This window comes from Celeribacter marinus (genome assembly GCF_001308265.1).
Taxonomy (GTDB): Bacteria; Pseudomonadota; Alphaproteobacteria; order Rhodobacterales; family Rhodobacteraceae; genus Celeribacter; species Celeribacter marinus.
Genome location: NZ_CP012023.1, coordinates 1,129,230 through 1,141,017, shown reverse-complemented (window position 1 = coordinate 1,141,017; position 11,788 = coordinate 1,129,230). Strand labels below are relative to the sequence as shown.

General features: G+C 55.9%; 11 protein-coding genes. 9 read left to right on the top strand and 2 right to left on the bottom strand.

The window, feature by feature from the left end; translation table 11 throughout:
* Positions 1–4 precede the first annotated feature (4 nt).
* The 6 genes from IMCC12053_RS05540 to IMCC12053_RS05515 all read left to right on the top strand — a co-directional run bounded on the left by IMCC12053_RS05540 (position 5) and on the right by IMCC12053_RS05515 (position 6,174).
* Complete coding sequence (locus tag IMCC12053_RS05540; protein ID WP_062216511.1) at positions 5–916, top strand: hypothetical protein; 912 nt, start codon at positions 5–7, stop codon at positions 914–916.
* 250 nt (positions 917–1,166) lie between these two features.
* Positions 1,167–1,982, top strand: a complete 816-nt coding sequence (locus tag IMCC12053_RS05535) for a lipid A-modifier LpxR family protein (RefSeq protein WP_169775302.1) — start codon at positions 1,167–1,169, stop codon at positions 1,980–1,982.
* 127 nt (positions 1,983–2,109) lie between these two features.
* Positions 2,110–3,168 carry a Hint domain-containing protein gene (locus tag IMCC12053_RS05530; RefSeq protein ID WP_062216507.1) on the top strand — a complete coding sequence of 353 codons (1,059 nt, stop codon included), beginning with the start codon at positions 2,110–2,112 and terminating at the stop codon, positions 3,166–3,168.
* Positions 3,169–3,371: 203 nt separating this feature from the next.
* Positions 3,372–3,992, top strand: coding sequence for a 30S ribosomal protein S4 (rpsD, locus tag IMCC12053_RS05525; protein ID WP_062216505.1), 621 nt, complete (start codon positions 3,372–3,374; stop codon positions 3,990–3,992).
* A gap of 173 nt (positions 3,993–4,165) precedes the next feature.
* Positions 4,166–5,254, top strand: a complete 1,089-nt coding sequence (hisC, locus tag IMCC12053_RS05520) for a histidinol-phosphate transaminase (RefSeq protein WP_062216503.1) — start codon at positions 4,166–4,168, stop codon at positions 5,252–5,254.
* Positions 5,251–6,174 (top strand): prephenate/arogenate dehydrogenase family protein, encoded by a 924-nt coding sequence (locus tag IMCC12053_RS05515; protein WP_062216501.1) that lies wholly within the window; start codon positions 5,251–5,253, stop codon positions 6,172–6,174. Before hisC ends, IMCC12053_RS05515 begins: the two co-directional genes overlap by 4 nt.
* 31 nt (positions 6,175–6,205) lie before the next feature.
* On the opposite strand, the gene IMCC12053_RS05510 is transcribed toward IMCC12053_RS05515, so the two are convergent.
* Positions 6,206–7,207, bottom strand: coding sequence for a DUF2125 domain-containing protein (locus IMCC12053_RS05510; RefSeq protein WP_062216499.1), 1,002 nt, complete (start codon positions 7,205–7,207; stop codon positions 6,206–6,208).
* Positions 7,208–7,287: 80 nt separating this feature from the next.
* Here IMCC12053_RS05510 and IMCC12053_RS05505 point away from each other — a divergent pair, with 80 nt between their 5' ends.
* The 3 genes from IMCC12053_RS05505 (at position 7,288) to IMCC12053_RS05495 (ending at position 10,786) form a co-directional block, all read left to right on the top strand.
* Positions 7,288–7,863 carry a gamma-glutamylcyclotransferase gene (locus tag IMCC12053_RS05505; protein WP_062220940.1) on the top strand — a complete coding sequence of 192 codons (576 nt, stop codon included), beginning with the start codon at positions 7,288–7,290 and terminating at the stop codon, positions 7,861–7,863.
* 85 nt (positions 7,864–7,948) lie between these two features.
* Entirely contained in the window at positions 7,949–9,139 is a 1,191-nt protein-coding gene (locus IMCC12053_RS05500) for a hypothetical protein (RefSeq protein WP_062216497.1), read from the top strand.
* Between the two features lie 3 nt (positions 9,140–9,142).
* Positions 9,143–10,786 carry a peptidoglycan -binding protein gene (locus IMCC12053_RS05495; protein WP_062216495.1) on the top strand — a complete coding sequence of 548 codons (1,644 nt, stop codon included), beginning with the start codon at positions 9,143–9,145 and terminating at the stop codon, positions 10,784–10,786.
* Between the two features lie 16 nt (positions 10,787–10,802).
* Here the strand turns inward: IMCC12053_RS05495 and IMCC12053_RS05490 are convergent, their stop codons facing one another.
* Positions 10,803–11,774 carry a M23 family metallopeptidase gene (locus IMCC12053_RS05490; protein ID WP_062216493.1) on the bottom strand — a complete coding sequence of 324 codons (972 nt, stop codon included), beginning with the start codon at positions 11,772–11,774 and terminating at the stop codon, positions 10,803–10,805.
* Positions 11,775–11,788 lie beyond the last annotated feature (14 nt).

The window sequence follows — 11,788 nt, the reverse complement described above, 5'->3', positions numbered from 1 at the left end:
CAGAATGACCGACAATGAAAGGGTTGAGCCAAGCAAGCAAGAATGGCGTGCATCATTGCGTGAGATGGGCGCGCGCGAAGGGTTCTATGAGGAGCTAGGCCCCGATCATACAGCGCTTTTGGTGAACCGTGGCGATACGCTGATTGTAACGTTTGAAAATCTTGATGACGTTTATGCAGATGGCAAGGACAAAATGCCGTGGGGCTACGGGTTTGTTGAGCGGCGGGGGTGGTCGATGCTTGGCATGATGGCTCACGATTGGACATGGTACCGCGAAGAGGCCGTATTTGACTTTTTTGACCGCCTCAAGGCAGAGGGTTTTTTTGACGGCTATAGGCGCGTGATTTTTTATGGTGCATCAATGGGGGGCTATGCTGCGGCTGCATTTTCGGCGGCACATCCAGGCGCAGGGGTTGTGTTGATCTCGCCTCAAGCCACGTTATCACGCGAGGACGCGTCATGGGAAACGCGCTACCGTAAAGGATGGTCGCGTGATTTTACATCGCGCTATGGATTTGCCCCCGATATGGTGAAAGCTGCCGAATATGTCTATCTGTTCTACGACCCGCTTTCGCCACTCGACGCAATGCATGCCGCCCTGTTTCGCGGTGGGAATCTTCGTAAAATGCGATGTCGTTATTTTGGCCACCGTATTGCATCGCTCTGGGTCAAGCTTGGTATTTTGACGCCGATTGTGGAGGGGGCTATCTCAGGCACCCTGACTGATAAAGAGTTCTATCATTTGTTGCGCCGTCGACGTGACGAGAGGCGCTATCAAAAAGAGATGCTTGCACGACTGCAAAAGCGGGGGCGGGCCGCGTGGGTGGCACACTACTGTACTGCGATAATCGCGCGCGCACCTGGCCCAGTGTTTCGCCGCGCGCTCAAAGAGGCCACGGCAAATTTGAAGCGGTGAGGCTCACCATGGACAAGCCTCCGTTACGGTGGCGCAATTTCCAGTAGGTCGCGCCACAATTGCAACATCTGTTTAGAATATCCTCATATTTGGATCACTATGGTGAGGGCGAGTGTTCCTTAGATTCTGTATGGGTGTTGCGATGCGTTTTGTGAGTTCAATTGTCTCGTTGGTCGGGCTTGTTGGTGTGTTAATCTGTCTGCCCCCTTCTGCGCGTGCGCAAGATTTCAATGTTCTGGGAACAGGTCGCTTGTTTCTGAATGATGCTATTGGTGACGGCGATGACCGTTGGCGGTCTGGTAGCTTTACGTACTCGCGATTGTACGGCCCAGAATGGCTCGGACGTGCGCCATCAAACTTTGGTGATCTGCTTGAATTCCGGTTTCGCTCGGATGTCATTACGCCCGATGCGCCCGGGCGGCCCATAGAGGGCGATCGCCCATATATCGGCGCGGTGTCCGTGGGGATGCATTCCTATGTTGCGCGCGAAAATACGCAGATGAGGCTTGGCCTTGATGCCGTTCTCGTGGGGCCGCAAACGGGTTTGGGATCTCTTCAAGAGTCGCTTCATGATCTATTGAACATTCCTGCACCTGATCTCACGAGCGAGTTGGGTAACGCCGCCTATGCGTCAATCTCGTTCGAGGCGGTACAGACGTTTGATGTGGGATCGGGCTCCATTCGGCCGTTTGTGGAGGCGCAAGTGGGTCCAGAGGCGCTCGCGCGTCTTGGCGTTGATTATCTGTTCGGAGATGTCGGGCACTCGGGTTTGATGCTGCGGGATCCCACCACGGGGCTTTTGTACACGGGGATCGAGGCCGCCGAGCGCGATGATAGCACATCCTTCATTCTCGGTGCTGATATTGCCGCGGTTTCCAACTCACAGTTTTTACCTGAGCGCGATGGCTACAAAGTGCGCGATGCACGTACGCGCCTTCGGGCAGGTCTCTACACAACGGTTGGGCGTGCAAAAATCTTTTATGGCGCAGCATGGCTTTCCCCTGAATTCGCGGCCCAGCCAGAGGGTCAGGTCGTCGGAGCTCTCAATGTGAGCCTTAAGTTCTAAGGTTTGCCGAGCGCTCATCAGCTGCCGAACCATCGTTATGCCGTTGGTTCGAATAGGGGATTCACAGAACGCACACCCTGTGCTATTCTTTCGATAATAATAAAAAACTAAAGGCAGTCATACAGGCATGGAAACGGGCAATCTTCGCACGTTTGTCATCGCATGGTCGCAGATAGAGGTCGATGGCCTTGGTTCTGCGCCACTTTCGGCATTAACGATCGGCGCAACATGGCGTTGGTCGGGTGAAGCAGTGTGCGTGGATGGACCGCGCAACGTGCTTTTGCTGGATCATGCGATTGGGCAAGACGAACTTCATCATCGTGCGGCAGGCAAAGTGCGCCGCCTCATCGGATATGTGGCAGGCCAGGATTTTGGTCCTACCGCGGAGCATAAGGACAGGTTGTTCGATGGTGGCTTTGATGTCACGGATGGGCTACGCAAATATGAAATGACCGTCATCGATACCCCGACTTTGGGTGTGCCGCTTGTCATGTGCTTGGGCGCTATGCCGCCGGCGGATACGGATCTATGGGTGATGTCGTCCCATGTCGCGGTGGCCACAGATGCGTGCGAAGTGAAAACGGGTGGCGTTATCTGTTTTACGCCCGGCACTCAAATAGAAACGCCAGACGGCGCGCGTGCTGTAGAAGAGTTGCGCGAAGGCGATTGGGTGCAAACCAAAGATGATGGGGCGCAGCAATTGGCATGGATCGGCGGGCGCCGGATTACTGGTGCACGCCTGTACGCAATGCCAGAGCTGCGGCCCGTGCGTGTGCGCGCGAAAGCGTTCGGCATGGGGTATCCGGAGCGCGACCTCATTGTATCGCCGCAACACCGCTTTTTGATTGGGGGTGCGCCTGCCCGTGAGTTGTTCGGCGCGGACGAGGTTTTGGTGACTGCGATAGACCTCGTCAATGATACGTCTATCATCGTGGATCGCACACTCAAGGAACTCAACTATATCCACCTTATGTTCGAACGTCATCAGGTGGTGTTTGCCAACGGGATCGAGACGGAAAGCTTTCATCCTGCGTTCACCGATCTGGACGATATCGCACCCGCACAGCGCCACCGCTTGATAGAGGTATTTCCCGATCTGGCCAGTCACAGTGAGGCATACGGGCCTGCCGCGCGGCGCACATTGTCATCGGCTGAGGCCGCGATTTTACTGCACGCTGCCGCGTAGTAAAATCGGCCGCTCCATTATAGTGGGGTGGGGCGCTTGACTCTGTTTGCGTGCCTTGTATAAGCCCGCCATCCGGTGTGCAGAAATGCGCGCCGTTTATTATTTTGGTGTTGGTGGCCCCCGCAAGGGGACGCCTGTCGCCCAAGGGAATACTCCCGCGGGAAAGGACAGCACCTTTCATATCCGTTGAAAGGATCCAGATCGTGACCAAACGCACATCTGCCAAATACAAACTAGACCGCCGCATGGGCGAAAACATCTGGGGCCGTCCAAAATCCCCGGTAAACCGTCGTGAATACGGCCCCGGCCAGCACGGTCAGCGCCGCAAGGGCAAATTGTCCGACTTCGGTCTCCAGTTGCGTGCGAAGCAAAAACTAAAAGGTTACTACGGTGATCTGACCGAGAAACAATTCCGCCGTATCTTTGCCGACGCTGAGCGTCTCAAAGGCGATACCGGTGAGAACCTCATCGGCTTGCTCGAATCGCGTCTTGACGCTGTTGTGTACCGCGCGAAATTTGTGGCAACCGTATTTGCGGCTCGCCAGTTCGTGAACCACGGCCACGTCACCGTGAACGGCGTTCGCGTCAACATCCCCTCCTACCGCGTAAAAGAGGGTGACGTTGTTGAGGTCCGTACACAGTCCAAGCAAAACGTAACCGTTCTGGAAGCTGTTCAGCTCACCGAACGTGACGTGCCTGAGTACATTGAGGCAGACCACTCCAAAATGACCGCAACGTTTGTGCGCCGTCCGGGCCTGTCCGACGTGCCATACGCTGTTGTTATGGAACCAAACCTCGTGATCGAATTCTACGCTCAGAACTAATCTGAGCCAATTATTCGACGATTTTGGGCCGCTCCTTAGGGGGCGGCCTTTTTCGTGGAATTTTAGTCGTGTACGAGAGGCTTCGGTGCAACATTTTTTATTGGAGCATCGTGCCATCTGGCCTTGTTGCGATTGCAGCGCTATGTGTTTTTTGACCTAAGATGAGTGCAAACATGACGGCCCATATCAAACCTCAACGCGGAATACTCGATATCGCCCTGTATCAAGGCGGAGCGAGCAAAATCGCGGGTGTCGAAAATAGTGTGAAATTGTCGTCAAACGAGAATCCGTTTGGCAGTCCGGAAGGCGCGAAAGAAGCGTTTTCACGAGCGGCACATAACATGCACCGCTACCCCAATACCGACCATGGGGCATTGCGTGGCGCAATCGCAGAGATCTACAATCTTGATGCGGACCGGATTATCTGCGGCGTTGGATCCGATGAGATCATCACATTTTTGTGCCAGTGCTACGCGGGCGTGGGCGATGAAGTCATCTACACCGAGCACGGCTTTTCCATGTACAAAATTTCCGCACTTGCGGCAGGGGCGACACCGGTATGTGTGCCCGAGCGTGAGCGCGTGGTGGACGTGGACGCAATTTTAGCGGCGTGCACAGAGCAAACCAAATTGGTGTTCATAGCAAACCCCGCCAATCCCACAGGCACAATGATCGGCACGTCCGATGTTGCGCGTTTGGCTGACGGTTTGCCCGCACATGTTTTGCTGGTTTTGGATGGCGCGTATGCGGAGTACGTTGAGGGCTTTGATGGCGGCGCGGCGTTTGTCGAAGCGCGTGACAACGTTGTGATGACGCGGACGTTCTCCAAAATATATGGTTTGGGTGGTGTGCGGATCGGCTGGGGTTACGGTCCTGCGGCGATCATCGATGTGCTGAACCGCGTGCGCGGGCCGTTCAATTTGTCAGAGCCACAATTGGCCGCCGCCGAAGCCGCCGTGCGCGATACGGCATGGGTCGAAAAATGCCGCCTTGATAACGCGCGGTTGCGGGCATGGATGGCCGAGGCGTTGATGGAGCACGGCGTGCCGTCAGATACATCGTGCACCAATTTCATTCTGGCACGGTTTCACAGCCAATCCGAGGCAGAGGCCTGTGATGATTTCTTGAAATCCAACGGGTTGATCGTGCGGCGTGTGGCGGGGTACGGCCTGCCCAATTGTTTGCGGATCACCGTTGGCGATGAATCGTCATGCCGCCGTGTGGCCCATACCATCGGGCAGTTTTTAGAGAAAACCCGATGAGTGAAATTCTCTACAACCGTGTGGCATTGATTGGGCTGGGCCTCATTGCGGGGTCTATGTCGTTGGCGATGCGCCGTGCGGGTGTAGTTGGGGAAATTACGGGATATGCGCGCTCCCCCGAGACGCGTGATACCGCGCGAGAAATTAATCTTGTAGACCGCGTTTGCGACACGGCCGCCGATGCCGTCAAGGACGCGGACCTGATCGTGCTTGCGGTGCCTGTGGGTGCAATGGGCGCGGTGATGGCCGAAATCGCTCCTGCCCTCAAGGCAGGTGCTTTGGTCACTGACGTAGGTTCGGTTAAAAAGTCGATTTTTGAGGCGGTTACGCCGCTGTTGCCGCATGATGTGTCGTTCGTTGGGACACACCCGATGGCAGGGACCGAGCATTCGGGCCCGCGCGCGGGCTTTGCCGAACTGTTCGATGGGCGTTGGTGTCTGATCGTTCCGCCTGACTCTGCTAATGAGGCCGATGTTGTCGCGTTGGAGCGGTTTTGGCGCGCACTGGGGGCCACAACAGAGCGGATGGATATGGATCATCATGATCTGGTTTGTGCCGTGGTCTCTCATACCCCGCACCTCATTGCCTATACGATGGTTGGTGTCGCCGACGATTTGAGCCGAGTCACGGATCAAGAAGTAATCAAATTCTCTGCCGCCGGTTTTCGCGATTTCACACGGATCGCGGCGTCAGACCCGACGATGTGGCGCGATGTTTTTTTGGAAAACAAGGACGCGACATTGGAGATTTTAGGGCGCTTTACCGAAGAGCTGTTCGCGCTTCAGCGCGCCATTCGTCAGGGTGACGGTGAGCATTTGTATGACTATTTTACCCGCACCCGGACTATTCGCCGTGGGATTATCGAAGCGGGACAAGACACCGATGCACCTGACTTCGGACGCGCAAAAAAGACCGAGTAGTCACTGCATTGATGCGCCAAGAGCGTGTGAGTTAGCGGATCGAAAAGTTAGGTGCCGGACCGATTGGGATAAACCCCAAAACGATCATACCCTCGGTCAAGGTCAGCTCTGCATCAATCGTATCCGCGTTGCCCTTCAATCCTGCGAGAACCTGACCCGCGCGTATGGCAAGCGATTGCATGTCCGCAGGGATCAATCCCGCGGCTGTGGCCATGTCGATCATGTCGCGCCAGTTGCGCGCTTTGAGCGCGATTTTGCCAGAGGCTACGCCGCGTGCGTCGATGTCGACGGCTCCGGCGATTTGCAAATCTAACTTGCCCCACTGCGCCGCGATTGTATCGATATCGATCCGTGTCGGTTGTGGGCGGCGCTCTTCGAGGGCGTGAATGTCCCATGGGGCGTCAAAGGTTGCTGTGAGTGCAATTTCAAGGTTTTCAAAGCGGTCCGACAATAGCCCGTCTGTGTTCAACGTACTCATCAGGCCCTCACTCGGCACAAGGTAGTGCGCCGAAAAGTCGATCGTATGGCTGAGCGGATTTTGCGCGCTGCGGATGGTCGAGAACGCGCCATGTGAAAGTGTCATCCCCCAGCCCAGTGTCGATGTGATCGCGGCGTTATCGAGTGTAAAGGCCGTGACGTTCAGCGTCAGGTTCGGCCCCGCATCGACGAATAGGTCCGCATCCGCACGGTCATGCGTAATATCGACACGTTGATAGGGGGTCGCAAAGGTTGATCCTGATGCGAACACCGCGCTCAAGGCCGTTGGCGCGTAGCTTGCGCTTCTTATCTCAAGGCGTGGGGTTTCATACGCAACGCCACTTTTGGGGTCAGCCAACGAAAGATCCGAAATTAGAGTGTCGAACCTGAGGGGAAATCCGTCGGTTTGCACGCTCGTATAGTCCGCTTGCCATCCGGCCGACTGACGTTGCGAAATCCAGCCCGTTATCGCGCGTTCAGTTCCACGTGCCCCGACAAACCAATAGCCGCTATACACAGCAGCCGCGATAAGGATCAGCCATAATATTTTGCGCATGGAGTGTATTCTTTGTGCTCTTTTACATTCGTTGATGAGTGGTGTTTAACGGTCGGGGCACCAATAAGAAAGCGGGCAAAATGGATTGTGATGACAAGAGTTTTTGGGTGTTCGGCTATGGGTCATTGATGTGGAACCCCGAGTTCGAGTTTGCCGAGCGGGTGCCAGCGACACTCGTGGATTACGCGCGGTCGTTTTGCATGTGGTCAATTCATCATCGCGGATCACTCGAGGTTCCGGGTTTGGTTTTGGCCCTAGACCGTGAAGCCGGTTCTACCTGTCGCGGACTTGCCTACCGTGTTTCGGGGGGTGGAGCACAAGAGACGCTTGAGCGCTTGCGCGAGCGTGAATTGGTCAGCTCGGCGTATTTGGAAAACACCGTGCCGTTGATACTAGATGATGGGCGGACGGTGCAGAGCCTCGCGTACATCGTGGACCGAACCCACGTGCAATATACGGGTGCCATGTCCCATGACGCGCAAGCCGATGTGATTGCAAGGGCGACTGGTGGGCGCGGTCCTAACTATGAGTATCTTTTCAACACCGCGCTGCATTTGGCCGAGCTTGGTATGGAAGATACTGATCTCAACCAATTGGTCGCTCTGGTGCGCCGCCGTATGTCGTTACACTCGTGTGATCCCAGCGTAAGATCATAGGAAAGATGAAATCGCGTATTGGCAGTTTTCCAATCCTCGCCTATCGTGAGCGTTAACAGAAACGACAGGTCAGGATAGGGCCCACATGGACCAACCCGATCGCGAGGCAGAACTACATTTTTCGCAACCCGTGCGGCAATTTACCTTAATGGTGATTGTTCTGGGACTTGCGGGGGCGGGGTTTTATCTGGCGCTTCCACGTGTCGCGCCGGTATTTCTCGCGAGCCCGTATCTCAACGGGTTTATTGCCGTTGTGTTCGTGCTGGGTATCCTCGCATGTTTCTGGCAGGTCCTCCAGTTGGTCGCCTCGGTCAATTGGATCGAGCGATTTGCCGGTGTACGCCCTGACGATGGTGCCAAACACGCGCCGCGTTTGTTGGCGCCGCTCGCTGCGTTGATGCGCGGGCGCGATGCACGGCGTCAAATTTCGTCATCCTCTGCGCGCTCCATTCTTGATTCTGTAGCAACACGTATCGACGAGGCGCGTGATATCACGCGTTACATCACTAACCTTCTGATATTTCTTGGACTTTTGGGGACATTCTACGGCCTTGCGACGACTGTTCCTGCTGTTGTCGACACCATTCGATCTCTCGCCCCGCAAGACGGTGAAAGCTCGACCGATATCTTTGGGCGCCTGATGGGCGGGCTGGAACAACAGCTTGGGGGGATGGGCACGGCCTTTGCCTCGTCACTTTTGGGTCTTGCGGGCTCCTTGGTTGTGGGCATGTTGGAACTGTTTGCGTCTCATGGCCAAAACCGGTTTTTTCGTGAACTAGAGGAATGGCTCTCGTCATTCACGCGCATTGGGTTCTCTGCGGCCGAGGGCGATGGCGGCGAGATGTCGGGGGCGGCGGCCGTTCTTGATCATATGAGCCAGCAGATGGACACGCTACAAACCATTTACATGCAGTCGGATATGTCACGAGCGGCGGTTGATGATCGTCTTGGCCATTTGGCCGCGTCGGTTGAGGCGCTTGTGAGCCGACTTGATGCGGAGCGCGTCGATATCGCAGGCGATGAGCGTATGGTGGCGGGGCAAGAGCGTCTTATTGCGGGCCAAGAACAGTTGATTGCGGTGCTGACGAAACGCGAGCAAGAGGGCGGGGCGACAACAGACGCCGAGGCGCGCATGCGGTTGCGGTCGATTGATGTCCAACTCCTGCGCATTCTCGAAGAGATATCTGCGGGTCGCCAAGAGAGCCTGAATGAAATACGCCGCGAGATTGCAGGTGTGTCTCGAACGTTGCGCGATATCATCGGGCCAAAGGCTTAGAGGATGGCCGTTTTGCGCCGTTCCTCGCAACGCATGTCCGGATCAATATGGCCGGGGTTCGTTGATGCAATGACTGCGCTTTTGCTAGTTTTGATGTTTGTATTGACGATCTTTATGATCATGCAATCGATGTTACGCGACACGATTACGGGACAAGAAACTGAGTTGGATGCATTAACTGCCGAAGTGAGTGCGCTCGCGTTGGCTTTGGGCCTCGAGCAAGATCGTTCAACGGATTTGGATGCGCAGCTTGGCTCTATGCGCGCCACGCTTGGTGAGGTGCGATCCGTTGCGCAGGCGCAAACTGCGCTAATCGCCTCACTGCAAAGCCAAAATGCGGCTTTGTCGCAAGAAGCGGAAAACCAAGCCAATCAAATCGCTTCATTTGAGGCACAGGTCGCCAGTCTTTTGGCTGACCGAGACGCCGCGCGCACGCAAAGCGCCACGTTACAAGCAACAGTGGACGAGCTAAACGCCGCCAATGCGTTGGTGATATCTGAGCAAGAGGCCATGCAATTGGCGTTGGCCAAGGCCCGAGACGAGATTGATGTCGCCACCGAACAAGCCCGCTTGGCTGCGGCGCGGCGCGATGCCATCGCCGCGATGCTTGCGGATGAACAGACGCAATCACAGGCGCGCGAGTTGGCGTTTTCGGAAAAGCTAGCGGAGCTGTCAGCAGCTGAGGAGGCGCGATTGGTCGACGCCGCGGCTCTTGAGGCGTTGCGTGACAAATTGGCTAGCTCAAATGATGAACTGACGGCAATGACGCTTGCCCTCGAAGAGGCCCGCAAAGATGCCGAAGACACGTTGACGCTTTTGGCGGCAGCAGAGGCTGCGCGTAAAAACTTGCAAGCGGATCTGAGTGTTGAGTTGAGCGATGCGCAAAAACAAGCCGCTCTTTTAGCGACCGCCCAAGAGGCGCTACAAACCGAGGAAGTAAGATCCGCAGAGGGGGCGCGCAAAGTTGCCTTGTTGAATGCGCAAGTAACAGAATTGCGCGGGCAACTTGCATCCTTACAAGCCGTCTTGGATGCACGCGCGGCGGCCGACAGAGATGGCAACGTTCAGGTGGACGCGCTCACCTCGCGGTTAAACGCAGCCCTCGCGCAAGTTGCAGCAGAAGAGAAACGCCGCGCCGAGTTGGAAGAGGCCGAGCGTATCCGACTTGAGGTCGAGGCGAAGAAGTTGGAGAATTACCGCTCGGAATTCTTTGGCCGTTTGCGCGAAATTTTGGGTGATCGCGATGGTGTGCGCATCGTCGGTGATAGATTTGTCTTTTCGTCGGAGGTCTTGTTCGAGGCGGGATCAGCCGATCTTGGCGGCAACGGACAAGTCCAGATTGCACGGGTCGCGGGCATTCTCAATGACGTGGCAAAAGACATCCCATCAGAGATCGATTGGGTGATCCGTGTGGACGGGCATACCGACAATACACCGCTTTCGGGGCTTGGCGAGTATGCCGACAACTGGGAGCTATCGCAGGCGCGCGCCCTGTCCGTTGTTCGTTTTATGAGCCGTAGTCTCGGTTTTCCGCCAGAGCGATTGGTTGCTGCGGGATTTGGCGAATTTCAACCCGTTGCATCAGGATCGTCATCCACTGCCTTGGCGCAAAATCGACGTATCGAATTGAAACTAACGGAAAAATAGTAGGGATCGCGTGCGTTTAATTCACAACTTCGATGGTGCGCGCCATGCTGTCGACGATCACGCCATCGCGCAGTAATATCGCTTCTGCGTCATATGTGCCGACAGGCCATTGTGATCCGCGCTTGCCGGTTGCACGAAAGAAGAGGGCTTGGTTTTTTGCGAGATCGAGGTCTTTTGTGACCACGTTTCCATCCGGCCCAGTGAGCGATAGGCGCATCACATCTGCGGTGCGTGCGCCAAACGCGTAGCCGAACACCACAAGAGCCGGAGATGTGGTGGGAAGCGTTGTCGCGTCCACTGTTCCCGCTTTGATCGCGGCATAGTCTGGCACGGCGTCCCACACGCCGACAGACAGAATGCCGCCCGCTTGGTAGGTGATCGGAGTTTGCCAAAGCGCATCGTCGCGCGCGCCCGTATCGCCACATGCAATGCGCGCGTTAGGATTGAACGGGTCGATGATCTCGCCATTGTGGCGCACCGAGAGATGGACATGGGGAAATTGCGTTTTGCCGGATAGGCCGACCTGTCCGAGTGTTGTCTCTTTCGAGACACGCTGACCCTTGGTGACGCTAATGGACCCTTGTGCCATGTGGCAATATTGCGTGGTCCATCCGTCTCCGTGATCAATAACCACGCCGTTGCCGCATTCGCGGCCCGACACGTCAGGCGCATCTGTGCCCCCTTGGATGTGATCAATCATGTCGTTTCGTATGGCGCGTACTGTGCCGGGGGCTGCGGCACGCACATCTACGCCGTCTTTCATCGCGGCCAAACTAGGTAGGCCAAAATCCGTGCCTTTATGTCCATCATAGGTGAGGGATCCACAGGTGAAATCTGCGGCTCCGGAACTTGGGTCTGTATCGACGTAGTTCTGGATGTAACATGTCTCGCCCAAGGTGCAGTCAATTGGCGGGTTTAAAACAGGATCCCTCGCAAGCGCGGGGCCTGCGAGGGACAAAAACAAAGTACCGATGAGAATGGGTCGCATTGTCCCGTCCTGCT

Bases quoted from the DNA above. Each gene is read 5' to 3' on its own strand.
- IMCC12053_RS05540 (WP_062216511.1), top strand. From the start codon at position 5: ATGACCGACAATGAAAGGGTTGAGCCAAGCAAGCAAGAATGGCGTGCA.
- IMCC12053_RS05530 (WP_062216507.1), top strand. From the start codon at position 2,110: ATGGAAACGGGCAATCTTCGCACGTTTGTCATCGCATGGTCGCAGATA.
- hisC (WP_062216503.1), top strand. From the start codon at position 4,166: ATGACGGCCCATATCAAACCTCAACGCGGAATACTCGATATCGCCCTG.
- IMCC12053_RS05515 (WP_062216501.1), top strand. From the start codon at position 5,251: ATGAGTGAAATTCTCTACAACCGTGTGGCATTGATTGGGCTGGGCCTC.
- IMCC12053_RS05510 (WP_062216499.1), bottom strand. From the start codon at position 7,207: ATGCGCAAAATATTATGGCTGATCCTTATCGCGGCTGCTGTGTATAGC.
- IMCC12053_RS05505 (WP_062220940.1), top strand. From the start codon at position 7,288: ATGGATTGTGATGACAAGAGTTTTTGGGTGTTCGGCTATGGGTCATTG.
- IMCC12053_RS05500 (WP_062216497.1), top strand. From the start codon at position 7,949: ATGGACCAACCCGATCGCGAGGCAGAACTACATTTTTCGCAACCCGTG.
- IMCC12053_RS05495 (WP_062216495.1), top strand. From the start codon at position 9,143: ATGGCCGTTTTGCGCCGTTCCTCGCAACGCATGTCCGGATCAATATGG.
- IMCC12053_RS05490 (WP_062216493.1), bottom strand. From the start codon at position 11,774: ATGCGACCCATTCTCATCGGTACTTTGTTTTTGTCCCTCGCAGGCCCC.